This window comes from Nonomuraea sp. NPDC026600 (genome assembly GCF_040638335.1).
Taxonomy (GTDB): Bacteria; Actinomycetota; Actinomycetes; order Streptosporangiales; family Streptosporangiaceae; genus Nonomuraea.
This window is the reverse complement of the sequence record NZ_JBEZYD010000001.1, coordinates 138388-163284: the sequence shown is the minus strand read 5'-3', so window position 1 is coordinate 163284 and position 24897 is coordinate 138388. Positions and strand designations below refer to the sequence as shown.

The 24897-nt window shown below is 69.8% G+C and carries 26 protein-coding genes; 8 read left to right on the top strand and 18 right to left on the bottom strand.

Going from position 1 to position 24897, the window contains the following annotated elements:
- Nucleotides 1-64 precede the first annotated feature (64 nt).
- The gene (locus tag AB0F17_RS00750) at nucleotides 65-2044 is read right to left on the bottom strand and encodes a serine hydrolase domain-containing protein (RefSeq protein ID WP_358013990.1); all 1980 of its coding nucleotides are present in this window, start codon (nucleotides 2042-2044) and stop codon (nucleotides 65-67) included.
- 175 nt (nucleotides 2045-2219) lie between these two features.
- Between AB0F17_RS00750 and AB0F17_RS00745 the strand changes: the two genes are divergently transcribed.
- A complete protein-coding gene (locus AB0F17_RS00745) occupies nucleotides 2220-3392 on the top strand; it encodes a histidine kinase (RefSeq protein WP_358013988.1) in 1173 nt (390 codons plus the stop codon).
- Nucleotides 3367-4020, top strand: a complete 654-nt coding sequence (locus tag AB0F17_RS00740) for a response regulator transcription factor (RefSeq protein ID WP_358013986.1) — start codon at nucleotides 3367-3369, stop codon at nucleotides 4018-4020. The genes AB0F17_RS00745 and AB0F17_RS00740 overlap by 26 nt, the downstream gene beginning before the upstream one ends.
- Before the next feature lie 15 nt (nucleotides 4021-4035).
- Here AB0F17_RS00740 and AB0F17_RS00735 read toward each other — a convergent pair whose 3' ends face one another.
- Genes AB0F17_RS00735 through AB0F17_RS00720 form a run of 4 tightly spaced genes read right to left on the bottom strand, consistent with a single transcriptional unit; the run spans nucleotide 4036 to nucleotide 7232 of the window.
- Nucleotides 4036-4395: a hypothetical protein gene (locus AB0F17_RS00735; RefSeq protein WP_358013985.1), complete on the bottom strand. Its 360-nt coding sequence runs from the start codon at nucleotides 4393-4395 to the stop codon at nucleotides 4036-4038.
- On the bottom strand, nucleotides 4392-5258 hold the full coding sequence (locus tag AB0F17_RS00730) for an extradiol ring-cleavage dioxygenase (RefSeq protein WP_358013983.1): 867 nt from the start codon (nucleotides 5256-5258) through the stop codon (nucleotides 4392-4394). Before AB0F17_RS00730 ends, AB0F17_RS00735 begins: the two co-directional genes overlap by 4 nt.
- Nucleotides 5251-6066 carry a citryl-CoA lyase gene (locus AB0F17_RS00725; protein WP_358013981.1) on the bottom strand — a complete coding sequence of 272 codons (816 nt, stop codon included), beginning with the start codon at nucleotides 6064-6066 and terminating at the stop codon, nucleotides 5251-5253. Before AB0F17_RS00725 ends, AB0F17_RS00730 begins: the two co-directional genes overlap by 8 nt.
- On the bottom strand, nucleotides 6063-7232 hold the full coding sequence (locus AB0F17_RS00720) for a CoA transferase (protein WP_358013979.1): 1170 nt from the start codon (nucleotides 7230-7232) through the stop codon (nucleotides 6063-6065). Before AB0F17_RS00720 ends, AB0F17_RS00725 begins: the two co-directional genes overlap by 4 nt.
- Before the next feature lie 158 nt (nucleotides 7233-7390).
- Here AB0F17_RS00720 and AB0F17_RS00715 point away from each other — a divergent pair, with 158 nt between their 5' ends.
- From AB0F17_RS00715 to AB0F17_RS00705, 3 genes are all read left to right on the top strand, one after another.
- Nucleotides 7391-8839 carry an amidohydrolase family protein gene (locus tag AB0F17_RS00715; RefSeq protein ID WP_358013977.1) on the top strand — a complete coding sequence of 483 codons (1449 nt, stop codon included), beginning with the start codon at nucleotides 7391-7393 and terminating at the stop codon, nucleotides 8837-8839.
- A 76-nt stretch (nucleotides 8840-8915) separates the two neighbouring features.
- Nucleotides 8916-9716 (top strand): IclR family transcriptional regulator C-terminal domain-containing protein, encoded by an 801-nt coding sequence (locus AB0F17_RS00710; protein ID WP_358013975.1) that lies wholly within the window; start codon nucleotides 8916-8918, stop codon nucleotides 9714-9716.
- Between the two features lie 76 nt (nucleotides 9717-9792).
- Nucleotides 9793-10263 (top strand): pyridoxamine 5'-phosphate oxidase family protein, encoded by a 471-nt coding sequence (locus tag AB0F17_RS00705; RefSeq protein WP_358013973.1) that lies wholly within the window; start codon nucleotides 9793-9795, stop codon nucleotides 10261-10263.
- A 27-nt stretch (nucleotides 10264-10290) separates the two neighbouring features.
- On the opposite strand, the gene AB0F17_RS00700 is transcribed toward AB0F17_RS00705, so the two are convergent.
- From AB0F17_RS00700 to AB0F17_RS00690, 3 genes are all read right to left on the bottom strand, one after another.
- The gene (locus tag AB0F17_RS00700; protein ID WP_358013971.1) at nucleotides 10291-11052 is read right to left on the bottom strand and encodes an SDR family oxidoreductase; all 762 of its coding nucleotides are present in this window, start codon (nucleotides 11050-11052) and stop codon (nucleotides 10291-10293) included.
- 63 nt (nucleotides 11053-11115) lie between these two features.
- Complete coding sequence (locus AB0F17_RS00695) at nucleotides 11116-12318, bottom strand: NAD(P)/FAD-dependent oxidoreductase (RefSeq protein ID WP_358013969.1); 1203 nt, start codon at nucleotides 12316-12318, stop codon at nucleotides 11116-11118.
- A gap of 170 nt (nucleotides 12319-12488) precedes the next feature.
- Complete coding sequence (locus AB0F17_RS00690) at nucleotides 12489-13469, bottom strand: Lrp/AsnC family transcriptional regulator (RefSeq protein WP_358013967.1); 981 nt, start codon at nucleotides 13467-13469, stop codon at nucleotides 12489-12491.
- A 168-nt stretch (nucleotides 13470-13637) separates the two neighbouring features.
- On the opposite strand from AB0F17_RS00690, the gene AB0F17_RS00685 reads away from it, so the two are divergent.
- Nucleotides 13638-14276, top strand: a complete 639-nt coding sequence (locus tag AB0F17_RS00685) for a hypothetical protein (RefSeq protein WP_358013965.1) — start codon at nucleotides 13638-13640, stop codon at nucleotides 14274-14276.
- Nucleotides 14277-14357: 81 nt separating this feature from the next.
- On the opposite strand, the gene AB0F17_RS00680 is transcribed toward AB0F17_RS00685, so the two are convergent.
- The 8 genes from AB0F17_RS00680 to AB0F17_RS00645 form a co-directional block, all read right to left on the bottom strand.
- Nucleotides 14358-14966, bottom strand: a complete 609-nt coding sequence (locus AB0F17_RS00680) for a DUF1707 domain-containing protein (RefSeq protein WP_358013963.1) — start codon at nucleotides 14964-14966, stop codon at nucleotides 14358-14360.
- Between the two features lie 57 nt (nucleotides 14967-15023).
- Nucleotides 15024-15785 carry an ABC transporter permease gene (locus AB0F17_RS00675; protein ID WP_358013961.1) on the bottom strand — a complete coding sequence of 254 codons (762 nt, stop codon included), beginning with the start codon at nucleotides 15783-15785 and terminating at the stop codon, nucleotides 15024-15026.
- Nucleotides 15782-16591 carry an ATP-binding cassette domain-containing protein gene (locus AB0F17_RS00670; protein WP_358013959.1) on the bottom strand — a complete coding sequence of 270 codons (810 nt, stop codon included), beginning with the start codon at nucleotides 16589-16591 and terminating at the stop codon, nucleotides 15782-15784. Before AB0F17_RS00670 ends, AB0F17_RS00675 begins: the two co-directional genes overlap by 4 nt.
- Nucleotides 16592-17114: 523 nt before the next feature.
- Nucleotides 17115-17540, bottom strand: coding sequence for a hypothetical protein (locus AB0F17_RS00665; protein WP_358013957.1), 426 nt, complete (start codon nucleotides 17538-17540; stop codon nucleotides 17115-17117).
- Between the two features lie 11 nt (nucleotides 17541-17551).
- On the bottom strand, nucleotides 17552-17812 hold the full coding sequence (locus AB0F17_RS00660) for a hypothetical protein (RefSeq protein WP_358013955.1): 261 nt from the start codon (nucleotides 17810-17812) through the stop codon (nucleotides 17552-17554).
- On the bottom strand, nucleotides 17809-18495 hold the full coding sequence (locus AB0F17_RS00655; protein WP_358013953.1) for a DUF2089 domain-containing protein: 687 nt from the start codon (nucleotides 18493-18495) through the stop codon (nucleotides 17809-17811). The genes AB0F17_RS00660 and AB0F17_RS00655 overlap by 4 nt, the downstream gene beginning before the upstream one ends.
- A 183-nt stretch (nucleotides 18496-18678) precedes the next feature.
- A complete protein-coding gene (locus tag AB0F17_RS00650) occupies nucleotides 18679-19002 on the bottom strand; it encodes a sensor histidine kinase (RefSeq protein ID WP_358013951.1) in 324 nt (107 codons plus the stop codon).
- A 57-nt stretch (nucleotides 19003-19059) separates the two neighbouring features.
- Nucleotides 19060-20778: a GMC family oxidoreductase gene (locus AB0F17_RS00645; RefSeq protein ID WP_358013949.1), complete on the bottom strand. Its 1719-nt coding sequence runs from the start codon at nucleotides 20776-20778 to the stop codon at nucleotides 19060-19062.
- A 65-nt stretch (nucleotides 20779-20843) separates the two neighbouring features.
- Between AB0F17_RS00645 and AB0F17_RS00640 the strand changes: the two genes are divergently transcribed.
- Together AB0F17_RS00640 and AB0F17_RS00635 are read left to right on the top strand one after the other, a co-directional pair.
- Complete coding sequence (locus AB0F17_RS00640; protein ID WP_358013947.1) at nucleotides 20844-21509, top strand: DJ-1/PfpI family protein; 666 nt, start codon at nucleotides 20844-20846, stop codon at nucleotides 21507-21509.
- A gap of 363 nt (nucleotides 21510-21872) precedes the next feature.
- Nucleotides 21873-22709, top strand: a complete 837-nt coding sequence (locus AB0F17_RS00635) for an alpha/beta hydrolase (protein ID WP_358013945.1) — start codon at nucleotides 21873-21875, stop codon at nucleotides 22707-22709.
- 372 nt (nucleotides 22710-23081) lie between these two features.
- On the opposite strand, the gene AB0F17_RS00630 is transcribed toward AB0F17_RS00635, so the two are convergent.
- Together AB0F17_RS00630 and AB0F17_RS00625 are read right to left on the bottom strand one after the other, a co-directional pair.
- Entirely contained in the window at nucleotides 23082-23654 is a 573-nt protein-coding gene (locus tag AB0F17_RS00630) for a TetR/AcrR family transcriptional regulator (RefSeq protein WP_358013943.1), read from the bottom strand.
- Nucleotides 23655-23838: 184 nt separating this feature from the next.
- Nucleotides 23839-24855, bottom strand: a complete 1017-nt coding sequence (locus tag AB0F17_RS00625; protein ID WP_358013941.1) for an NADP-dependent oxidoreductase — start codon at nucleotides 24853-24855, stop codon at nucleotides 23839-23841.
- Between the last annotated feature and the right edge of the window lie 42 nt (nucleotides 24856-24897).

The following is a 24897-nucleotide window of genomic DNA, read 5'->3' as shown; positions in this document are numbered from 1 at the left end:
GCGGACCCGGACAGCAGGGCCGTCGGCGAGGCACCAACCGAAATCGCCGGGTGACGTGTGGTCCTCAGCCGAACTGCCAGCCGATCAGGTTCCAGTGCTGGCAGAACCAGGCCAGGCCGAGCATCCCGGCCAGGAGGATCACCTGGTGCCCGCGGGCCAGGACGCCGACGGGCGATCGCTTCCAGGCTGTGGCGGTGACCGCGGTGGCGGCGGCGGTGAGGGCGAGGAACAGCGGGGGCAGGAGCAGCAGGACCCGCAGGCTCGTCGGCGCCCCGTACAGGATGCTGGTGCCGCCGATCAGGGTCAGCGCGAGTAGCGCGACGAACACCAGGCCGACCGCGCCGCCCAGGCCGGCCAGGATGCGGCCGGCGCGCCAGCCGCGAGGCGTGTCCGATGGCCGTCTGCTCAGCCGGCGGGCCGCGGCCGCCACCGGCAGGCCGAGGACGGCTGTCAGGGCCGTGACGGCGAACAGGAGCAGCACGACGAGGTTGACCGGAACGGTATCCGGCCACGGGATCAGTTCATAGGCCGGGCCGTCGGTGACCGCGTAGGTGACGCCGCTCTCGCCCGTGACGAACGCCAGTCGCTGGGAGCCGCCGTCCTGCTGGTACAGCCCGGGAGCCAGCGGCGTCCACGTCTGGTTCTTGAAGGCCAGCTTCCCGCCGCCTTCGACCCGCAGACGGGCGGAGGTGGTGAGGGTGAGCAGTCTCTCGATCGTCGACTCGGTGCTGCGGGTCGGTTCGTAGAAGCCTGCCACCGGGGCCACCGGTGTACCGGGGGCCGCTGTGGGGACGGCCCGGACACCAGGGAGGAAGCGGTCGAAGAAGGCGGGGATGAGCGGGGTGACGGCGTCGATTCCGCCGGGGCTGTTGGTGGAGACGAACAGGCCGAGATCGGCGTCCGGCACCAGCAGCAGTGCGCTGGCGAAACCCTCCCAACTGCCGTCGTGCATGATCACGCGGTGTCCGTTGACGGTCTGTTCCTTGAATCCGTGCGCGTACCCGTCGATCCGGGGGTCCGCGGCGAAGGATCGCCGGTGCATGAGCTCGGCCGTGGATTCCTGGAGGACGCGGTTGCCGCCGAAGCGCCCGTTGCGCAGATGGGCGATCATGAAGTTGGCCATGTCGGCGGCGGTGGCGCTGATCGACCCGTCGGGGGCGAGGTTGTCGAAGACGAAGGGCTTGCGCTGGTAGGCGCCGTCCTCGTAGTCGTAGCTGCGTGCCTGGCCGGCGGCCAGCGGTGCCGGGACCGGTTCAGCGGCGGTGCTGTGCCGCATTCCGAGCGGGGTGAGGATGTGGTCGAGCACGTACTGGTCGTATGGCTGTCCGCTCACCTGCGACACGATGTACCCGGCCAGCGCCGCGCCGTAGTTGGAGTAGGCCGACACCTGCCCGGGCGGGCGTATCCGGGCCGGGATGTGCTGGGCGAGGTAGGTGCCCAGGGGCGGTACGTCGGCCTGGCTTCGCGCCCCTACACCCATGACGCGCTCTTCGAAGCCGGCGGTGTGGTTCATCAGGTGCTCGAGCGTGATCGGCCGGGGGTAGGTCGAGGGGATGCGGAACGTGGTCAGGTAGCGGTTCACGTCCTGGCGCAGGTCCAGCTTGTCCTGCTCCACCAGTTGCAGCACCGCGGTCCAGGTGAACAGCTTGGTGATCGAGGCGATCCGGACCAGCGACGTGTCCGGCTCGAACGGCGTGCGATGCTCACGGTCGGCCAGACCGTACCCCTTGGTGAAGAGGGTTTTCCCCGCACCGACCACTGAAATCACCGCACCCGGCACATGGTTGGACGCCAGCCCTCCGGGTACCGCCGCGTCGAAGAAGTCCGCCAGCTCGCGGGTGCCCGGAACGCCTGCCAACGCCGAAGACACCGCCAGGGACGCGGGCCGACTTTCTGGCGGACTCGCCAACGCTTCTGCGGGGCGCGGCATCGCCTGCCCGGCCGACGCGGCGGCCGGGCAGGCGACGGCCAGGGACAGCGCGAGGCATGCGGCGATGAGCGTTCGACAGCCCCTCGATGCTGTGGCGTGGATGGCTGGTCCCACGGGATGACTCCTGACATATCGGTATTGCCTGGGCCACCAACAGTGGGCCGGGCAGGGGCTCGGCCGCATCGCCGCCAGGGCGACGGCGGACCCCGACGAAAGTCGGAGCTCCTCCGGTGGCCGGCCTCGACCTTCGTAGGAGGACACCCGGCACCGGCCTGCCTACGCTGGGCGGATGGTCTTGTACCGGATGGTGCTGCGGCGAGCGGCCACGCTCGGCCCACGCTCGATCAGCGCGGCGTCCGTGGCGATCTGCGTCGTCCTCACCGTTATGGCGGTCAAGGCGCCGTGGTCGCCCCTGCCGCGGCCGGTGATCGCCGCCTCCGGGCTGGTCGCAAGCGCCACCGTCTGGTTTCGCGGCCGGTGGCCGGTCGCGGTCGCCGCGATCGGTGCGGTGGCGCACGCGCTGTCGGCAAACCCGGGGCCGTTGCTGATCAGCGTGTTCTCCGGCGCCAGGTCGGGGCCGGGCCGGCGGCTGCCGGTCCTGGCGGTGATCGGCGTGGCGGGGTTCCTGGCCCCGGAGTGGCTCGGCCATGGGCGCCCCGACGCGAACGCCCTGCTCTCCGCCGTCGCCGCGACCGCCGTCGTGATGGCAGCCGGCGGGTACGCCGCGACCCGGCGCGAGCTGACGCAGTCGCTGCGGGAGCGCGCCGAGCGCGCCGAGGCCGAACAGCGGCTGCGCAATGAGCAGGCCAGGACCACCGAGCGCGCCCGGATCGCGCGAGAGATGCACGACGTGCTCGCGCACAAGATCGCTCTCATCTCGCTGCACGCGGGCGGGCTGGAGGTGAACGCGCACGCGCAGCCGGACCGGATCGAGCAGGGCGCGGCACTGATCCGGGCCACCGCTCAGGAGGCCCTCGAAGAGCTGCGGAACATCCTGGGTGTGTTGCGAGCCGAACACGGCGGCGAGCCCGACGAGTTCCCCGACCTGCGGCGGCTGGTGGATTCCTGGGCGAAGGCCGGCGCCGCGGTCACTCTGCACGGCGACATCGACACGATGCCGGGGGTGACGGCGCGGGCCGCCTACCGGCTCGTACAGGAGGGACTGACCAACGCGCACAAGCACGCGCCTGGGGCGGCCGTCACCGTGCAGGTGGCCGGCAGCCAGAAGGACGACGTCACGATCACGGTCACAAACGAGCACCCACGCCGGCACACCACGCAGCCACCCGGAGCCGGAGCCGGGGTCGGTCTGGTGGGCCTGGCCGAACGCCTGCGATTGATCGGCGGAACGCTGCGCAGCGGCCCCGGCGATGCGGGAGGCTGGTGTCTGGAGGGCCGACTGCCATGGCTCGCCGAGCCATCACCGAGGGAATCCTGTGATCAAGACGCTGGTGGTGGATGACGAATCGCTGGTCCGCGCGGGGCTGCGATTCATCCTCGAATCCGCGCCCGATCTGGAGGTCGTGGCCGAGGTCGAAGACGGCGAGAAGGCGATCGCCGCGGTAGGCCGCACCCGGCCCGACGTCGTCCTGATGGACATCCGGATGCCCGGGACCGACGGCCTGGCCGCCACCGAGGCGATCTGCCGGCTGGCCGAACCACCCGCCGTCATCGTGGTCACCACCTTCGACAGCGACGAGTACGTCTTCACCGCTCTGGAAGCCGGGGCCTGCGGTTTCCTGCTCAAGGACACCTCGCCGCACGATCTGATCCGGGCCGTCCGCCTGGCGTACGCCGGCGACTCGATGCTCTCCCCGCGGGTGACCCGGCGCCTGATCCACCGGTTCACCAGCGACCGCCCCACCAGGCGCCGGCGCGACGCGCTCGCTCAGCTGGAGGCCCTCACCGCGCGCGAGCGTGAGGTGCTCATCGAGGTCGGGCTCGGCTGCTCCAACTCCGAGATCGCCGCCAAACTCCACATGAGCGAGGCGACCGTGAAGAGCCACGTCTCGCATCTGTTCGACAAACTCGCCGTCACCAACCGCGTCCAGGTGGCCATCACCGCCTATCGCGCCGGCCTGATCGACTGATCCGGGTCGCGCGCATCAGGTTGCGATGTCCGGGTACGGCAGCCGCATGTGCGCCAGCCGCCGCGCGTACTCGGTCTGGAAGCCCAGCGGCGGATGGTCGCGCTCGAACATCGCGATGAACAGCGTCAGCGTGAGGAACGGGTGCGCGCCCAGCTCGAACAGCTTCTGATAGTCGTGGGCCACCAGCGCCTCGCGCTCGACGTCGTCGAAGCGCAGCCACGTGGACGACTCGCCGGAGTGGCAGCCGAGGATGCGGTTGGCGTATTCGGACTCCCACCAGCCGACGGTGGCGCGCGGCTCCTCGCGGTAGCGCTCGACCAGCTCGGCATCGCGGTCGACGGTGAACAGGAACTTGTTCAGCAGGTATTTGCTCACGATCGGCCGCCTCCGCTCGGGTACCAGGTGAAATACGCCTCCATGGTGTGGAACAGGTCGTACGTATCCACGTAGTCGGCTTTCTGGCCCTCGCCCGCCACGCCCATCATCAGCATGAAGTCCATGAAGCCATGCGTGGCGTTGCCCGGCAGGTGGAGGCTGTCGAGGGTGACCTCGGCCAGGCAGCCCCCGATGTCGCCGGAGGAGATCCATTCGACGGCGCGCCGGTCGAACTCGGGGTCGGGCCCGTGCGGCCCGAACTGGCGCGGCCCGCCCAGCTCCAGTGACAGATGCCCGGTGCCGATGACCGCGACCCGCCGGTCGGCCGGCCACGACTCGACGAGCTGCCGGATGGTCTGCCCGAGCTGCACGAACCGCTTCGGCCGCGGTAAGGGAGGGGCGAAGATGTTGGTGTAGACGGGCACGATCGGCAGGTCGTTCTGCGGACGCAGGGTGATGATCGGGCACGTGATCGAGTGGTCGATCCGCAGCTCGTTGGAGAAGGCCAGGTCGAAGCCGGCGTCCAGCCCTTCGCGCAGGATGTGGGAGGACAGGTCCTCCTGCCCCGTGAACAGCATCCTCGGCAGCCCGAACTCGCGTTCCTCGTTGTAGAAGTTCGCGTCGTAGAAGGGCGCCTTCCCGACCAGGAACTGCGGCATGTTGTCCAGCCACAGCTGGTGGAAGTGGTCGGAGCCGACCATGACCAGCACGTCCGGCCTGGCCCTGGTGAGCGTCTCCCTGAACGCCTCCACCTTGCGCACCCACTCGTCGGCGAACGGCGGTCGCTCCTCGCCGGTGGAGGTGCTGGCCCGGTAGTAGAAAGGGTGGTGGGTGGATGCGATGACCGCGACGAGTTCAGCCATGCGGACCTCCGTCGGCGAAGGGCTCGGGCGGGATGGACAGGTTGTTCAGGTCCACCGAGAGGAAGATGTCATTGGCCACGGGATGCCGCAGCTCCTCGGCGAGCTGCCCGATCAGCCCGGCGGTCCTGGCCAGCAGCGCGAACCCGCGCAGCAGCTCCAGCGGCAGCCCCAGATCGGCCAGCGCCGCCCCGCAGGCGCCCGCGCCGTTGAGCGGCAGCGTCCTGCCCAGGACCCGCGGATGCACGCGGCCGACGGCGGCGAACAGCGACAGGTGCGGCCCGAACAGGCCCTCCTCGGCCGCGATCTCGAACAGCCGGGGCGTGCGGGGGTCGCCGTCCTTGTGCACGTGGTGGCCCAGCCCGGGGATCAGCTGCCGAGCCTCCCGCCGGGCCCGCACGGCCTCCAGGGCGAGATCGTCCCAGCCGGCGTCGTCGGCGGGAAGCTCCTGCCGCGCGGCCAGCACGTCGTGCAGGTATCGGCCGCAGTCCTCGGTGACGCCGAGGAAACGGGAGCCGCCGCCGAGCAGCCCGGCGGCCAGCGCCCCCTGCACGGAGTCCGGCGCCGACAAGTACGTCAGCCGCGTCACGATCGCGGTCGGCGTGAACCCGTGGTCGGCCAGCGCGGCCAGCACGGCCTCGAACACGCGTACCTCTCCCCGGGAGGGGCGGCGCTGGGTGGCGAGCCAGAAGGCCAGCTCGCCGAAACCCACCTCGCCCATCACCTCCGAGGCCAGGTCATGGCCGAGCAGGGTGATCGACTTCGGCGACGACGCCCCGAGCGCGGTGGGGTACTTCCGCTCCCGCGTCACGTCCGCTCGCCTGCCCTGGGGCCGGTGAGCCACTTGCGCAGCTCCGCGCCGTGCTCGTCCAGCTCCGGTGGCGGCAGCGTGTAGGCGGCGGGCGTCTCGGAGAACCGGATCGGGTGCCGCGTCGTCGGCATCGCCCGTTCGCCCTCGCCCACCACCACGACAGGATCGAGCCCGAACCGCTCCGCCGCGGCGAACCCGCCGTCGATGGTGTTGATCGGCCCGCTTGGCACCCCGGCCTCCACCAGCAGCTCGAACCACTCCTCCGCGGAGCGCCGGACGAGCCGCTCGACCAGGATCGGCCGCAGCTCCTCGCGGTTGGCGGTGCGGCCGGCGTTCCTGGCGAAGCGCGGGTCCTCGGCCACCTCCGGGATGCCGAGCACCTCGCACAGCTTCCTGAACTGGCCGTCGTTCGCGGCCGCGACGATCAGCTCGTGGTCGGCCGTGGGCAGCGGCTCGTACGGGAACACGCTCGGATGCGCGTTCCCCATCCGGTACGGCACCACGCCCCCGGCCACGTACGCAGAGCTCTGGTTGACCAGCCCGGTCAGCGCCGACGACATCAGGTTCACCTCGACGTGCTGCCCGCTCCCCGTGGCCTCGCGGTGGCGCAGCGCGGCCAGGACGCCGATGACGGCGTGGTTGCCCGCCATCACGTCGAACACCGAGATCCCGGCCCGGTACGGCGGCCCGTCCGGGTCACCCGTGAGGCTCATCAGCCCCGACATGGCCTGCACCATCAGGTCGTAGCCCGGCACCCGCGCCCCGGCCCCGGCGCCGAACCCGCTGATGGAGGCGTACACGACCCCTGGGTTCGCGGCCCGCACCGAGGCGTAGTCGAGCCCGTACTTGCCCAGCCCGCCCGGCCGGAAGTTCTCCACCAGCACGTCCGCGCGCCCGGCCAGCTCCCTGGCCACCCCGGCGTCGGCCTCGTCGCGCAGGTCGAGCGCGATGGACCGCTTGCCCCGGTTGACCCCGAGGTAGTACGTGGACACCTCGCCGCGCGAGGGCGGCGTCCATGTCCGGGTGTCGTCCCCGCCCGGGCCTTCGACCTTGACGACGTCGGCGCCCAGGTCCGCCAGCAGCATCGTGGCGTACGGGCCGGCCAGGATCCTGGAGAAGTCGGCCACCAGCACGCCGGACAGCGGCCCCGGCACTGTGTCTGTCATCAAGCTCCATCCCTGCGTCCGTCAAGCGGACGTCTGTCCGCTATGGCGATCCCAGCATCTACGGAAGCCCGCGTCAACACTCTTGACACGGTCGAGGACGCTCATCACAGTGGCGTTGACCGTATGGCGGACAAATGTTCGCAGGCGAGGAGCATGCCATGAACGACTTCGAGGCCGGACGGCCCGTGATGCTGCGCGGCGGCACGGTGCTGCCCATGGACGGGCGGCAGGGGGAGGGCAGGCGGGTGCTGCCCCGCACGGACGTTCTCGTCACCGGGGACAGGATCGCCGCCGTCGGCCCCGAGTTGCCGGCGCCGCCGGACGCCGTGGAGATCGACGCCTCCGGGGGCATCGTCATGCCCGGCATGATCGACACCCACCGGCACATGTGGCAGACCGCCCTGCGCGGCTACGGCGCCGACTGGACCCTCACGCAGTACTTCGTCTGGTTCTACCTGGAGCACGGCAAACTGTTCCGGCCCGAGGACGTGCACGCGGGCAACACGCTGGCCGCGATCGAGGCGCTCGACGCCGGGGTCACGACCGTCGTCGACTGGTCGCACGGGCTCCAGACCGTCGACCACGCCGACGCCGCCGCCGACGCGCTCCAGTCCGTGCCCGGACGGTACGTGCTCGCCTACGGCAACATCCAGCAGTCGCCCGCCGAATGGACGGCCGCGCCGGAGTTCAGGGACTTCGTACGCAGGCGCGTCACCGGCGACGACCTGCTCGGTTTCCAGCTCGCCTTCGACGTGCTCGGCGACCCCGCCTTCCCCGAGAAGCCCGCTTTCGAGGCCGCCCGCGAGCTCGGCGCCGCCGTCACCACGCACGCCGGCGTGTGGGGCGCCACCGGCGACGACGGCATCAAGCTGATGTACGAGCACGGCTTCATGACCCCCGGCACGATCTACGTGCACGCCGCCTCGCTGTCGGCCGACTCCTACCACCGCATCGCGGCCACCGGCGGCTCCATCTCGGTCTCCACCGAGAGCGAGCAGAGCGCGGGCCAGGGCTACCCGCCCACCTGGGCGGTCCGCGCCCACGGCATCCCGGTGTCGCTGTCCATGGACACCAGCGTGTGGTGGAGCGGCGACCTGTTCTCCGCCATGCGCGCCACTCTCGGCGCCGACCGGTCACGCGAGCACCTGGAGGCGCACGCCAAGGGCGAGACCGTCACGCACTGCGGCCTGCGCGCCGACCAGGTCGTCGAGTGGGCCACCCGCGGCGGCGCCCGCGCGCTCGGCCGCGACGACCTGGGCAGCGTGGAGCCGGGCAAGAAGGCCGACCTCGTGCTCATCAAGAACGACCTGTCGCCGGTCTCGTTCCCGCTGCTCAACCCGTTCGGCCAGGTGGCCTTCCAGGCGCAGCGCGGCGACGTGCACACCGTCCTGGTCGACGGCCGCGTGGTCAAGCACGAGCACCGCCTGCTCGGGATCGACCTCGCCGCGGCCCGCCGCGAGGTCGAGGCGACGGTGGAGTACCTGCGGTCGGAGATGGGGGAGGAGGCCTGGGAACAGGGCATGAACCCGGACGTCCCGGCGACGAAGATCCTCGACAACCCGTACACGTACACCGACTACCGCAGCGACTCCACGCATCGCCTGTGATCGGCCGCTGTGCGGACGTACGGCCGCGCTGACGGTCTAAAGTCGGATCAACGGATCCGAGCGAGTGAGGGCGTTCATGGCACGTGGCGACACCGGACCTGACTTCATCGAGGCGCTGGCCCGCGGCCTCGATGTCATCAGGGTCTTCCAGCCGGGGCGCCCGGTCATGTCCCTGACGGAGGTGGCGGCCGCGGCCGGCCTGGCCAGGCCGACGGCCCGCCGCATCCTGCTCACCCTCCAGGAGCTGGGCTACGCCAGGACCGAGCAGGCAGGCTTCGCCCTCACGCCCCGGGTGCTGGAGCTTGGCGTCGCCTACGTCCGTTCCATGGGGTTGTGGGAGGTGGCCAGGCCGCACCTGGAGCGGCTGGTCACACAGACGCACGAGTCGTGTTCCATCGCCCAGCTCGACGGCTCCGACATCGTCTACGTCGCCAGGGTCGCCGTACCGAAGATCGTCGCCCTCTCGGTGCAGATCGGCACCCGCTTCCCCGCGCTCCAGACGTCGCTGGGCAAGGTGCTGCTGGCCGCGCTGTCGCCCGCCGAGGTGGATCGGGTCCTGGCCGAGCCGAGCCGCTCGGGCATCGAGCCGCGCTGGCGGCCGGACGCCAAGGAGCGCGAGGCGGTGCTGCGCGCGGTGCGCGCCAAGGGGTGGGCGATGACGGACGAGCAGCTCGCCCTGGGGATCCGGTCGGTCGCGGCACCGCTCAGGGACGGGCTGGGCAACGTCATCGCGGCCGTCAACGTCAACGCCCACGCCGCCGAGACCTCCCTCGAGAAGCTGACCGAGGAGCACCTCCCGCTGCTGCTGAAGACGGCGAGCGCGATCAGTGCCGACTGGGCCCTGTACGAAGCCGTGCCGCACGTCACGGCCTCCTGAACGCCGCACTGCGAGTCGACGATCTGCCGGCGCGATGAGTTCCGATTTTGTCGGTGCCGTCGTTCATGATGCTCGCATGACGTCCTGGGAAGAGTTCGAGATCCAGGCCCCCGAGCTGGCGACGGTCGCTCGGGAGGTGATGGAGCGCCACAAGCACAAGGTGCTGGCCACGCTGCGTAAAGACGGTTCGCCCCGGGTGAGTGGCACCGAGTCGCGTCTTGACGGCGGCGAGCTGTGGATGGGGTCCATGCCCGGCGCGGTCAAGGCGCTCGACCTGCGGCGAGATCCGCGCATGGCGCTCCACGTCACCTCGCCCGACCCCGATGAGGCCGATCCGTCGTCATGGGCCGGCGACGTGAAGCTGGCCGGGCGGGCGGTCGAGATCACCGATCCGGAGGTGCTGGCCGAGGCGGGCCTGCCCGGCACCGATTCGCACCTGTTCAGGATCGATCTGTCCGAGGTGGTGTGGACCCGGGTCGAGGGGGACGAACTGGTCATCGACACCTGGCACGAGGGCGCGGAGGTCCGGCACATCCGCCGTAAGTGATCTACAAAGTAAAGGCGCTCGGCTGGGTCAGTGCACGAAGAAGCCACCATCGACGAACAGCATCTGGCCGGTGACAAACGCGGAGGCGTCCCCGGCCAGAAACACCGCGGCACCGGCGAAATCGGCCGGCACGCCGTTACGGCCGACCATGTGGCGGGCGGCGAGCGCCTCGACCCGGCCGGGGATGGCCTGGGCCGGCTCGGTCAGCGGCGTCAGGACGAAGCCGGGGATGATCGTGTTGACGCATACGCCCTGGGGTGACCAGGCTTCGGCCTGCGACCGGGTGAGTCCGGCGATGCCTGCCTTGGCCGCGCCGTACACACCGCTGTTGCCGAACGCGCTGACGGTCTGCTGGGAGCCCACGTTGATGATCCGTCCCCAGCCCCGTTCGGCCATGCGCGGCCCGAAGTGCCGGCCGAACAGGTAGGGGGCGGTCAGGTTGACGGCGATGGTCTGCTCGTAGTCGTCGTCGGTGAGCTCGCCCATGGGCTTGCGGATGTTGTTGGCGGCGTCGTTGACCAGGATGTCGATCCGGCCGGCGGTGGCGCAGACCCGTTCCACCGCGGCGCGGTCGCCGAGGTCGGCGCTGATGCGGGAGGCCGTCACGCCGTGCTGACCCAACTGATGTACGGCCTTGTCGAGCTCGGCCTCCCGGCGAGCCACGATCACGACCTCGGCGCCGGCCCGGCCGATCGCTTCGGCCATGGCGTAACCGATGCCGGAACTTCCGCCTGTCACCAGGGCTCGCCGGCCGTCCAGGGAGAACAACTCACGCAGGTAGTCAGACACGAACGGTCAAATTAGCATCTCGGGTGCGGCTGTTCGCGGCGGGGCTTGGTGGTACGGGCAGGTTCATGTCGTGGGGAGCGGGTCTTGGCCGAGGAAGCGGTGGCCGTTGTCGGCTGAGGCACGTACCGCGGCGAATCCGTAGTCGATCGTGGCCGTCTCGTAGTCGCGCAGCGTGGCCACGAGCGGGCGTCCGTGTGCTGCCTTGTTCAGCGCGTCCGCCAGCGTGGCCGCGTCCCGCAGCGCGGTGTTGGCGCCTACCCCGCCCGCCGGGCTCATCGCGTGGATGGCGTCACCCAGCAGGGTGACAACGGTGGTGGGCCAGGCCTCGATGGGGACGCTGGTACGCAGTACGGCGGGGAAGATGCCGGCCGGATCCCATTCCCGCACGATGCGCTGGACGCGGGGATGCCAGCCGTCGATCAGGTCCAGCACCATCGCGCGGAGTTCGGCGCCGGTCATCCGGTGGAGTTCGTCGTCGGTGCGGGGGAGGTGGTTACCGCGGATTCCGAAGCTGCAGGTCATGTAGTCCTGAACGGCGCGCAGCCGGACGGCGGGGGCGTGCCGGAGGCCGGCCTGGTGTACCGGCTCCGGGAACTCCACCGGTGCCACCCCGATGAACGCGTTGCGGGGGCCGACGATCGCGGTGAAGACGTTGAACATGTCGTCGCTGAACAGCGCCCGGGTCTGATCATTCAGCGGGATCTTGCCGTAGAGCTGGCGCAGGCCGGTGTCGACGACACGGGCGTGGGGGAGGAGCTGACGGCGGATGACGGAGTTCACGCCGTCGGCGGCCACGAGCACGTCGCCGGTCACGGTGCTGCCGTCGGCGAAGCGGGCGGTGACGCGGCTGTTCGTGGCGTCGACGACGTCGGTCGGGGTGGTTTCGAAGCCGGTGCATGTCTTGCCGAAGGTGACGACGTCTTCCAGCCCGGACAGCAGGATCTGGCGTAGCGTCAGCCGGTCGACCGCCAGGGGTGCGGGTCCGGGCTCCGCCTCGGCCGTCCATCGCGGGACGAGCTGCTCGTCGAGGAAGACCGAGCGGGGGCCGGGTGTCCCGGCGGTGGCCAGGAACAGCTGCCACAGCCGTGGTGGAAGGGCGTGTTCGAGGGCGCGACGGCCGTCGGCGTTGACATGGAGGCGGTAGCCCTGGTCGCGGAAGACGGGCGTCGGGTCCTGCTCGTGTACGGAAACGCTGATGCCGTCCTGGCGCAGCCGCTGGGCCAGGCACAGGCCGCCGAGACCGGCGCCGATGACGATCACATGCATGGTGGTGGATCCCTTCTGGTCGTCGGCAACTGTCGGTGCTCGACGTGGGTGAAGGCGAGCCAGGCGCGGCGATGTGGCGATTTCCGGCACGAGAGCCGGTGCTGGAGACGGAATCCGATGGGTGGCTCTGGTCGCGCCGGGCTCAGGGAGCGTGGCACGTCAACGCGGTCTCACGTGGGCAGGATGGCGCCTGCTCGCTTGACGGTCCGGATCAGGGGTGCCGTCTCGACGTGCCGGACGGCCTTGAGCGATCCGATGCGCTCGGTCAGGTACCGGTACAGGTCGCGCGAGTCCCGGCAGGTGACACCGGCGAAGAGATTGGCGGGACCCGTCGTGGCGGCGGCCACGGTGACCTCCGGGTGCCGGGCCAGAGCCTCGCCCACGGCGGCGAGCTTGGCGGGCTTCACGGACATCCACAGCCAGGCCTCGGCGTGGAAGCCGAGGGGTTCGGGTGGGATGTCGACGTCGAAGTAGAGGATCCCGGCCTGCCGCAGGTGCGCCATGCGCCGCCGTACGGTCGACTCCGACCAGCCGGTGATCACGGCCAGGTCGGTGTGGGGGGTGCGCCCGTCCTTTGACAGGGCCTCCAGCAGCGCGTGGTCCGCTTCGTCGAGCCGGACGGTTTCGTCGAGTACGACCGGATCGGCGGGGGGTGGAGGCTGGAGTTCGGCCGCCTGCTCGTCGGACAGTGCCCGCAGGCCCGCCCAGCCCGCCGGCCCGCCGGCGAACCTGTGCAGCATGCGGTGCGCGGTGACGCCCACCACCTGTCGGCTGCGGGGGAGTTTCTCCAGGAGGAGCGCGTCGCGTTCGGCGGGTGTCCGGGCCAGGGTGCCGCAGGCGATCTCGGTGCCGCCGGAGAGCAGGCTCACCCAGGCGGTGTCGGTACGGCGGGCCAGGGCGGAGGCGACCGCGCCTCCGGCGTCCGGGGTGCAGCGCAGGCGGATCGCCCACGCAACGTAGTCGAGCCGGAACCCGTCGACCACGCCGACGACGCGGAGCGTCCCGGCCGAACGCAGCCGCCGGTAGCGGCGGGCGATCGTGTTCTCGGAGACGCCGAGCACTTCGCCGATCTTGCTGAAGGGTGCCCGGCCGTCGATCTGGAGCGCGTGTGCCAGGCAGCGGTCCAGGCGGTCCAGCGTGACGGTTTCCATCTGGGTAAGGTATCCCTGTGCCGGTTACGGGCACGCTGATGGCCCGCGCTGGTGCGGCGCCTCTGTCGTGCGGAGGCGGGTTTCATCGCCTGCCGGCAGCGTGGTGGCGTCAAAGGTGAGCAGCGCTTCGAGCTTGCACTGACGCCATTATGGCGCCATAGTGATGTCATGGATCTCGCGCCGTACGTCGACAATCTGCGCCGCGAACTCGCGGTCGCCGCCGAAGCGGGTGGCGACGATGCGCGCGCGCTCGCCGAGCGCCTCACCTCGCCGCTGGAGTCGGCCATGCGGCTCGTCCTGCTGGAGGCGTTGTCCGCCGCCGCTGACGAGATCACCCGTGAGCTCGCGCCGGGATCGGTCGATGTGCGGCTGCGCGGACGCGACCCCTCCTTCGTCGTGACACCGCCGCCCATGGACCGCTCGCCGGCTGACGAGGGCGAGGGCGGTTTCGACGCGCTGCCGGGTGGGGCGGCCGGTCGGCGGTGGTCGGGTTCGGGCGCCTCGCCCGGCTCGGGAGGGCCGGCGGGGCGAGGGGCTCCGGGAGCCCGGGGGGCTTCGGAGACGCCCTCGGCTTCGACGGCGGTGCCGCAGGAGGGTGAGGAGGGTGGCACGTCACGGATCTCGCTTCGTGTCCCCGAGCAGCTCAAGCCGCGTATCGAGGAGGCGGCCAGTCGCGAAGGGCTCTCCGTCAACGCCTGGCTCGTCCGGGCCGTCTCCGCCGCGCTCCAGCCAGAGGGTGCGGGCAGCCGTTCAGGGTGGCGCGAGGATCCGAAGGGGGGCCGGCGCTACACCGGCTGGGTTCGCTAGCGCGGCAGGCGAAGGCCGCACGTCCGGCGCGTGAGCCGGACGTGCACGATCACTCGCCACTCAGCGGGCGGGTCTGCCGTGTCACCGGCGCGGCGCCTGCCACCGGGTGCCGAGCCGGCCGTGCCGTATTCGGCCTACCAAGCGGATGTGCAGCGTCTCTGGCGTGTTGTCGCCCGCGTCCCTGCTGATCGCCACCATGCTGTGCCGTACCGACAGCTCGTTGGCGTTGACCACCATGCCCGGCGCGAGGACCAACTCCACGTTGCCGCCGCTCACCCGCAGCTCGATGACCAGTTCGGGCGCGCTGCGCACCGCGCTGGTCAGGTCCAGCAGCACCTCGCACCACGCGGTGCGCAGCGCGAGCCGGTGCGGCAACGTCCACCGGCCGTCACGGCGCACCGAGCCGTGCCGCTCCTTGATGGTGAGCAGTTCGGCGGCCGGCTCGGCCGGCGTCCCGGCGAACGGCAGCGTGAGTGCGCCGCCGCCGCTGCCTGGCGCCGCGATCAGGTCGGTGATGAGCGGGGTCAGCTCGTCGACGGTGCGGGCGGCCAGCGCCACGTCCAGCCGCTCGTCGAACTCGACCGGGTCGAGCCGGCCCTCGACGATGGCGGTACGCAGCAGGTCGATGATCCGGTCGCGTTCCGCGTCGGACGCGCGCAGCGCGGGTGAGCCGGGTGGATCTGCCGGCATCTGGCCTCCTCGGTGGTGAGGCGGTGGCACCGTGCCACCGACATTGCTGACAGCTACCTAGGCGATCTTGCGGCGGTAGGTGCTCATGGCGAAGGCGTACGCGACGATGAGCAGGCCGATGCACCAGGCGAGGGCGATCCAGATGTCGGTGCCGACCGGCTGCTGGCTGAACAGGTCGCGGATGGTGTTGACGATGGAGGTCACCGGCTGGTGCTCGGCGAAGGCGCGCACCGGGCCGGGCATGGTGGCGGTGGGTACGAAGGCCGAGCTGAGGAACGGCAGGAAGATGAGCGGGTAGGAGAACGCGCTCGCGCCTTCCACGGACTTCGCGGACAGACCGGGGATGACGGCGAGCCAGGTCAGCGCCAGGGTGAACAGGATCAGGATGCCGGCGACCGCGAGCCACGCCTGCACTCCCGCCGCCGAGCGGAAGCCCATGAGCAGGGCGACGAGCACGACGACGATGAGCGAGATCAGGTTGGCGACCAGTGAGGTCAGCACGTGCGCCCACAGGACGGACGACCGGGCGATCGGCATGGACTGGAAGCGTTCGAAGATGCCGCTCTTCATGTCCATGAAGAGGCGGAACGCGGTGTAGGCGATGCCTGAGGCGACCGTGATGAGCAGGATGCCGGGCAGCAGGTAGTTCACATACGCGACCGACCCGGTGTTGATCGCGCCGCCGAACACGTAGACGAACATCAGCATCATGGCGATCGGCATGATCGCGGTGGTGATGATGGTGTCCGCGCTGCGTGTGATGTGGCGCAGGGATCGTCCCAGCAGGGCGGCGGTGTCGCCGAAGAAATGCTTGGTCATTGTCGTTCCTTGCTCGTCGGTGCCGGGGTGCCGTTCTTGTCGTTGTCACCGACGAGGGTGAGGAAGACGTCCTCGAGGGTCGGCTGCTTTTCCACGTATTCGACCTTGGCGGGCGGGAGTAGCTGCTTGAGCTCGGCCAGGGTGCCGTTGACGATGATCCGGCCCTGGTGCAGGATCGCGATCCGGTCGGCGAGTTGTTCGGCCTCGTCCAGGTACTGCGTGGTGAGCAGTACCGTGGTGCCCTGGTGGGCGAGTTCCCTGATGGCCTGCCACACCTCGATGCGCGCCTGGGGATCGAGCCCGGTCGTCGGCTCGTCGAGGAAGATGACCGGCGGGTCGCCGATGAGGCTCATCGCAATGTCGAGGCGGCGGCGCATGCCACCCGAATACGTCGCCACCTTCCGCGCGCCCGCGTCGGTCAGTGAGAAACGCGTCAGCAGGTCATCGGCGATCCTGCCGGGATCCTTGAGGTGCCGTAACCGGGCGACCAGCACGAGGTTCTCTCGCCCGCTGAGGATCTCGTCGACGGCGGCGAACTGTCCGGTGAGGCTGATCGACTCCCGCACGTCCGCCGGTTGCGTGGCGACGTCCAGACCGTTGACGCGGGCCGTGCCCGCGTCGGCCTTGAGCAGCGTGGACAGGATTTTCACCACCGTGGTCTTGCCCGCCCCGTTCGAGCCGAGCAGGGCGAAAATGCTGCCCCGCGCCACCTCGAAGTCCACCCCGCGCAGCACCCGCAGCTCCTTGTACGACTTCTGCAGGCCCTGCACGTGGATCACAGGCCCTCGGACCTTGTTGGCTGTCATTCAGATATCCGTTCTCTGTTTCGTCACGGCTTGTCGCCCATGAGGCGATCGATGGTGTTGGTCAGCTCGAACAGATCGGCGAGATCTTCCAGCATCGCCAGCAGGCTGTCCGCGTTATCCGACGGCCTGAAGAGCAGCGCATCGATCGCCGTGTGACAGGTGGCGGGAAGCCGCTGCGTGCGCGCCTCGCATGGCCGATGGCACCGCGTGTCCCCGATCGGCCCGGATGGGGCCCGAGGTGGTCTTCGCGGTGATTGCGCCGTGCGCGTGGTCGACGACGATGTCGCCGCTGGCCGAGCTCACCCGCAGGTCGCCGATGGCCTCGCCGATTCGGGGGTATCCGCCGGAGTTCTTGATGACCCCGCAGGCGCCGCTCGCGCGGACGCGGACCTCGCCACTGCTGGTGTGGAGGTCGACCGGGCCGCGCCGATGAGCGGCTAAAGTTCAGATTGGCAGTTCAACCGTGCTCTGCTGCAGCGGGCGCGGCCTCGGAGAGGGTGTTCCAGCACCCTCCCGGGTGCGCCTACTCGCAGAAGACCCGCAAGTAGCCATCGGACTGCACGAGCTCCACGATCGTCTCGTCGAGGTGCTCAACGAGCGCCTCTAGCTGTTCGGGCCTGAGCTGCGCCAGGTCGAACGGCACGCCCGCCTTGTCCAGTTCGGCGTTGGCCCGCTCCAGCGCCCGCGGCGGGATCAGGGCCACCAGCTGTACGCCGGCCCGCAGCAGTTGCAGCGGTACCCGCACGTTGAGCCGCCCCGACTCGTCGCCTTCCTCGGCGAACTCCATCATCACCCGCAGGTACTTCGCCTTGCCTTTCGGCCGGGCGGCGAGACTGGTCGCCGTCGGCGGCTGGGCTCGTTCGAGTGCGGTGATGAGCTGCTCCGCCTCCTCCGCGGTGATCTTGCTCTCGGCCAGCATGCCGAGGATGTCCTTGCGCTGTTCGTTCATCGCGACCTCTCCTATCGGATGGCTACGAGCACGGCCGTACGGCTGAACTCGATGTCGAACCGGGTGCCGGGCAACGCGCAGACGATGCGCCGGCCGGTGCCCAGCGCCCGCGCCACGCTGATGCCGTACATGAGGCAGGCCACGACCCCCGCCAGTACGGCCAGGATCACGATCGGTGAGAGCAGGAGCACAGCGGGGAGCAGCGGGACCCAGACCCGGATCCGACGACGGTCCGGGCGTTTGACTCCTACGGTCAGCAACTGCGGTATCACGTGCGCCCCTCCAATTCGGACAAGGCCTGCTGCGCGGTGATCTCGCCGCGGCGCAACCGATCGACGACCTCGGCCGCCGGCGGCGCCGGATCGGTCTCGACGAAGTCGAGCATCTGCGTGATCCGGTTCAGTCGTGATTTGATCGTCGGGTAGCTCACCCCGAAGATCCGTTCCATCTGCTTGATGGAACCGTGGCACCGCACGAACGCCGTGACGAAGATCTGATCCTCGACGTTGAGCTGAGCCAGTTGCGGTAGCTCGAACTCGCCCTCGATCGCGACGCCGTTGCCCGCCAGGCGCACCCGCTCGACGACGAACGGCTGGCCCCGGGTCAGGTTCGTGAGCTCCTGCCAGTCCATCGCCTGATCTGTCATATCTAAAGTTATACCCGGACCGTCTTTAACTTTCAAGATGTTGATCTTAATTTTCTTAAACTTATACGTCCTCGGTGGGGCCGTGACGGGCAAGGAGCCGGAAAGTTCAAACGGCTGCCGCTCGGGGAGAGCGGCTGAGGGGCTCAACTCCGCGCCGGGCTGCGCGGTCGCGTCCTCCTCGGCGACTTTCTGGACGCTGACGGGCTTCACCTGGCCGCGGACTGAGCCGTACGTCCCTGCGTGGTCGCACGCTTGCCGAAACGAGGGCCGGTGCTCGTAGGCGATTTCGACGCTGTTGGGTGGTGCCACTTGTCGGTCTTTGGCGACGGTGCTCGGGGCGCGGGGACCGACGCCAGAACCGCGGCGTTGTGGCGGGTACGAGGCCGCCGGCAGTGCTTCGGCCCCGGGCGTTCACTGTGGAGGTCGATGCCGGCGTTCGGCCTGATCGCCGAGAACGGTGCCAGCCCGAACGAGGCCCGCTTGGGGAGGATCCTACGGCGTGCTGGGAAGCCGGACCGTGACCAGGAGACCGCCGTTGGGGCTGGGGACGAGGTCGAGGGTCCCGTCGTGGGCGCGGACGATACTGTGCACGATGGCCAGGCCGAGGCCTACGCCGGCGTGTTCGCCGGTGCGTACGCGTTCCGTTCTGCGCTGGAACGGTTCGACGAGGGTCGGCATCAGTTCCGGTGGCAGCCGGCGACCCGTGTTCTGGACCCGCAGCACGCTTGTGTCGCCGTGTGCCTCGGTGTGGACCGTCACGGTGCCGCCTGCGGGGAGGTTGTGGACGATGGCGTTCTGGATGAGATTCGTCACCATCCGCAGCAGGAGCACGGTTTGCGGGGATCCAGCCGCGAGGGGCAGATGCCGGCGCTGTCAGATCAGTGCGCGTACAAGGTGCTCGGCGAGAGCGACGACGGGAAGGTTCGTTGTGGCTCGGGGGATCACCGGGATGATGGAGGCGTCGATGACCCAGAGGTTGTCGGTGCCGTACAGCCGCCCGGAGGCGTCGACGACGGCTCCCGCGTCCGGGTCCGTGCCGATCGCGCATGTGCCGACGGGGTGCCAGTAGTGGGCGGCGGCGGCGCGCATCGCGGCCTCGCCCGCTCGCGGGGCCGCAGTGAGCCCTTCGCGCGGGGCCGCGCTGGACCCGTCGTGTGGGCTCGCGGTGGATTCGTCTCGCCGGTCCGCGGTGAATTCTGCGGTGAACTCGTCGAGGGGGCGCCCCAGGAGCGGAGCCAGCGCCGGTGAGGCGGCCATGCGCCGGCACAGGTCGATGCCGTACCGCAACACCGCCAGGTCACTCCCTTCGGGGTCGGTCAGGTAGGCGTGGTCGACGATCGGTCTGGCTCCGGGGTCGGGAGATGTCAGCCGCAGGGCGCCCCGGGATCGCGGCGTGAGGCAGGCGGCGGGCAACACGCAGGTCCAGCCTCCGGATTCTCTGCCGGTCCACGGAAGGAGATGCAGGTCGTACGGCGCCCGGCCGCCGGGCGACAGCGCCTTGCCGATCACCTGCTCGTCCGGGACCCTCGCCCGCTCGCGCTCGTGGTCGGCGAGTCGTCGTACCAACTCGTCGCTCGCGGCGTAGCGCAGTTCCAGGGTGGGGTGGTCGTGCAGGTTGCGGCCGACGCCGGGTAGGTCGAGGCGGGGTTCCACGCCGAGGGCGGCCAGCTCGCCGGCTGGTCCGATGCCGCTGCGCAGCAGTACTTCGGGGCTGCCGTACGCGCCGCCGCACAGGACGAAGCGGTCCGCCTCCACGGTCAGCCGCTCCTGCCCGCGCCGCACGTGCGCGCGGCGGACCACCGAGCCGTGCAGTTCGAGGCGCTCGACCAGCGCGTGGTCGACCACGCGAAGCCGCGCGTCGCCGCGCCCCGAGTCCAGAGCGCCGCGCTCGGGGCCCGAGGAATCGCGCCCTGAGTCCAGGACACCGCGCACCGGGCCCACGGAGCCCCGTGCAGGGGCCGGGGCGCCGTGCTCTCGGCCCAGGTAGCCCCGAACCGGGTCCAGGTAGGCGAACGCGCTGTTCCAGCGGACGCCGTCAGGGTTGTTGACCGGTGACGGGCCGCAGCCGGCGCCTCCGAACAGGTCGTCCAGGTCATCCGTGCGCGGTACGCCGGACACGATCATGGCTTCCATCGCCGCGGCCTGGAACGGGGTGAGCTCGTCGTCGGAGTCCAGGCGGACGCGGAGCCTGGCCGCGCCCTGCCTCATCAACTCGGTGATCGACGCGTCGGTCCAGGACAGCCCCCATGACCGGTAGCCGGCGGCGTGGCCGACGGTCTGGGAGCAGCCGTTGTGCGATGAGCAGCCGCCGATGACGCGCGCGCGATCGAGCGGCAGGTCGCGTTCGGGGAGGGCGCCGGGGCCCCGGTACCCCCAGTCGTGCGTCTCCGGCAGCGTGGAGCTGTCGAGCAGTTCGCGGGGCCAGCGCCCGGCGGCGAACGGCCCGTAGTCCGGTCCGGCCTCCACGACCACCACGGACAGGGAGGTGGTCTCGATCAGGCGCCCGGCGACGACCGCCCCGGCGGTGCCGCCGCCGAGGACGGCGATGTCCGCGCGAACGCGCTGGTCTAAGTCGTTTCCAAGGCTTACCATGGAGCGAGTTTAATCGATCGGTCGATAAAATCAATGGGCCGCACCTGACGAGAGCAGGCAAGAACGTGGACGTCGCCATCCTCATCTACGAAGGTTTCACCTCCCTGGACGCCACCGGGCCGTTCGAGGTGCTGAGGCGCCTGCCCGATCCCCGGGTGTGCTTCGTCTCGGCCACGCCCGGGATGTGCGCCGCCGATCAGCCGGGTTTCGGGCTGGTGGCCGAGCCGCTGGAGAGCATGGAGCGGCCGGACATCGTGGTGGTCGCCGGTGGCAGCACCACCCAGGGCCTGCTGGCCGACGAGACGGTTCTGGCCTGGCTGCGCCGGGTGCACGAGACGAGCACGTGGACGACGTCGGTGTGCACCGGATCGCTGCTGCTCGGGGCCGCGGGCCTGCTCCGGGGCCGTCAAGCCACCTCGCACTGGTACGAACTGGACAGCCTGCGCTGCTTCGGCGCCGAACCGGTGTCCAGGCGCGTCGTGGAAGACGGGAAGATCATGACGGCCGCGGGCGTGTCCTCCGGCATCGACATGGCGTTGCTGCTCTGCGACCGGCTGGAAGGTCCGGCCTATGCCCAGGCTGTGCAGCTGGGGATCGAGTACGACCCCCAGCCGCCGCACGACGCGGGCTCGGTGGCCAAGGCCCCGGCCGAGGTGGTCCGGTTCATGCGGGACAACATGGAGCGGCACTACGGCCCCTCCTGGGACCGGCGGGCCGTTCAAAGCTCGTAGGGCCCTCCTGGACCCGGCCGGCCGGCCGGCCGGGTGACGACGGGCCTCCTCTGGCGTGAAGGGCCCAGGCTCCCGGCAGAACCGTTGCGATTCCGACGTACGTCACCTCGTTCGCAGACTTGCCCTTATATAGAATTACGGTCATAATTCAATAGTCGACGTGATGCCGAAGGGCTCGACCGCTCAGGGTTCCGACTCCCGCGGCCTCTGACCGCCGACTCCGCCGGCTGCAGCCGCAGCCGGGAGACGCAGGTGGTTGCTCTGCGCCCTCCCCCTCCACGACGGAGGGGTGGCGCGCCCGCAGGAACCCCCACGCCGAAGGGCACGACCGTGAATGATTCACAAGATGTACGAGGCGATGTGGTGACGTCGTACAAGAACGCACCGACCCGCACCATCGCAGCCGGCGGAGTGACCTTCGCCTACCGCGAGATCGGTCCCCAGGGCGGCGTCCCGGTGGTCTTTCTCAACCACCTCGCCGCAGTCCTCGACAACTGGGACCCTCGGGTCGTCGACGGCATCGCCGCCAAGCGCCGGGTCGTCACGTTCGACAACAGGGGCGTCGGCGCTTCCACCGGTTCGACGCCGCGCACCATTCAGGCGATGGCCAAGGATGCCGTCACCTTCATCCGGGCGCTCGGGTTCGAGCACGTCGATCTCCATGGCTTCTCGATGGGCGGCATGATCGCCCAGGTCGTCGCGCAGACCGAACCGCGACTCGTCCGCAAGCTGATCCTCGCGGGCACCGGTCCCGCGGGCGGCGAGGGCATCAAGAACGTGACCCGGTTGTCTCATCTCGACACTGTCCGAGGACTGCTCACTCTTCAGGACCCGAAGCAGTTCCTCTTCTTCACCCGCACCGCCAACGGGCGTCGGGCCGGAAAGGAGTTCCTGGCCCGCCTGAAGGAGCGCGCCCACGACCGGGACAAGGCGATCTCCCTCACGTCCTACGGTGCCCAGCTCAGGGCCATTCACCGCTGGGGGCTGGAGCAGCCCCACGATCTGTCCGTCATCCACCAGCCTGTGCTCGTCGCGAACGGCGACAGCGACAGGATGGTGCCTTCGAAGAACTCGGCCGACCTGGCGCGGCGAGTGCCGAACGGCGAATTGGTGATCTACCCCGACGCGGGCCACGGCGGCATCTTCCAGTTCCACGAGCAGTTCGTGAAGACGGCTCTCGAGTTCCTCGAACGGAAGTAGGCGCCAAGCACGGTTGTCGGCTGAGCCGAGGACGCTGCCTCAGAGCCGTGACGCCCTTTGGGCGAGCGGCTCGAGCCACCCGTTCGGAGTCGCTGACCTGTTTACTTCCTGGTCACCGGGCGAGGGCAAGGTGGTGCGGAGCTTGGCGTCGTGGCCGCGATGATGGTGGTTCTGCTGACGATGTCCTGCGCATCGGACAACTTCACGCCATGCCGTCGTCCCTCGGCCACACCCGCCTCCCGGCGACTCCGTGGACTGCCGTGAGCCGTCCCACTCAAGGCGCACGGGACCGTCATCGCGTTCGGGCTCGACGTCCTCGCGCATGGCGCCGCAGAGGCAGGTGGCCACTCTGCCGCGGATTGACCGGCCCCCTCAGCGCATGAAGGTGAGGGCGTTCTCAATTCCCTGCTCAAGGACCTCATCGGCGAACTTCCGGTCGGAGAGGGCGCGGGACAGTTGCAACGTTCCCACCATCATGGTGAAGAGCCCGATGGCCTTACCGCGAGCGGACTGCGGATCCTCAGGTGCCAGGCGGGCGGCGACCTCGTCCAGGATGGCCCTCGCGCCGTCGGTGTAGGCCTGCTTGGTCTCGTCCCCGCAGCGGCCGATCTCGTCGAGCAGGGCAGCGGAGGGGCATCCGACGCCGGGGTGGTCACGGTGCTCAGGCGACAGATACTCGCGAATGAGGTCCTCGAGTCCCGGGCGGCCGGGCCGCAGCGTGCCGTATTTCGCCACCTGTGTGCTCAGTTCGTTCGCGACAACGGTGGCGACGAGGTCGTCCTTGGAGGCGAAGTGGGCGTAGAAGGCGCCGTTGGTGAGCCCGGCATCCGACATCAGCGTGGAGACGCCCGAGCCGTCTATGCCGTCCTGCTTGAACCGATGCCCGGCCTTCTCGATGATCCGCTGCCGCGTCACCTGCTTGTGCTCCTTGGCGTAGCGCACCACGAGCTTCCTCCATTCGCTCCGTTAGGCCGTGGCCTCGTACTCAAGTCTAATCAATGATCTGACGCGCGTAATATTATGATCGGCAGACAATTCTGGATTGGGCGGTTGGCTCGTCCCATTCATGGCCGTCGAGGGGCACGCCGTACACATGGCCTGCCCCTCGCTCAGCTTCCCGGTGGCGGGTTCAGAGCTTGACGATCATCTTTCCGACGTTCTCGCCGCGCATCAACGCGAGGAAGGCGTCGAGGGTGTTGTCGAGGCCGTCCACCACGGTCTCTTGGTAGCGGAGCTTGCCTTCGGCGAGCCAGCCGCCGACCTCGCGGACGAAGTCCGGCTGGAGGTCCAGCTCTTCGCTGAACATGAACGACAGGATGTCCGAACGCGTCACGGACAGGTTCCACAGATTGCGGGGTCCCACGACCTTCTCGTCGTTGTACTGAGAAACCATCCCGCTCAGGACGATCCGCGCGTGCAGCCTGAGCGCGCCGATCGCCGCCTCCAGATGCTCGCCCCCGACGTTGTCGAAGAAGACGTCGATGCCGTCCGGCGCCGCGTGTCCCAGCTGCTCGGCGACCGGCCCGTTCTTGTAGTTGAACGCCGCGTCGAAGCCGTACTCCTCGACCAGCAGCTTGACCTTCTCATCCGAGCCCGCGCTGCCGATCACCCGTCCGGCGCCCTGCAGCTTGGCGATCTGACCGGCCACGCTGCCGACCGCGCCCGCCGCGCCGGAGACGAAGACCGTGTCGCCCTCCTTGATCTTCGCGAACCGCTCGAGCCCGATGTACGCGGTGAGGCCGGTGACACCAAGCACGCCCAGGTAGGCGGTGAGTGGCGCCAGGTTCGGGTCCACCTTCTGGGCGGTCACCGCGTCGATGACCGCGTGGTCGCGCCAGCCGAGGACGTGCAGCACATGGTCACCGGGCGCGAAGCCCTCGGCGCTGGAGGCCAGGACGCGGCCGACCGCGGGGCCGTCCATCGGCGCGCCTACCTCGTACGGCTCGATGTAGGACTTCTTGTCGCTCATCCGGCCGCGCATGTAGGGGTCGACCGAGAGGTACTCGTTGGCGACCAGGAGCTGCCCCGGCCTGGGCACGGGGATGTCCACCTCCCGCAGCGAGAAGCCGGACGGCACCGGCCGGCCTTCCGGGCGGGTCTCCAGGTGCCAGGCACGTGCGGTGGTGGGCAAGGTTTGCTCGGACATGTGAATCAAGTCCCTTCGACGATGGATGTTGATGACGTGGGC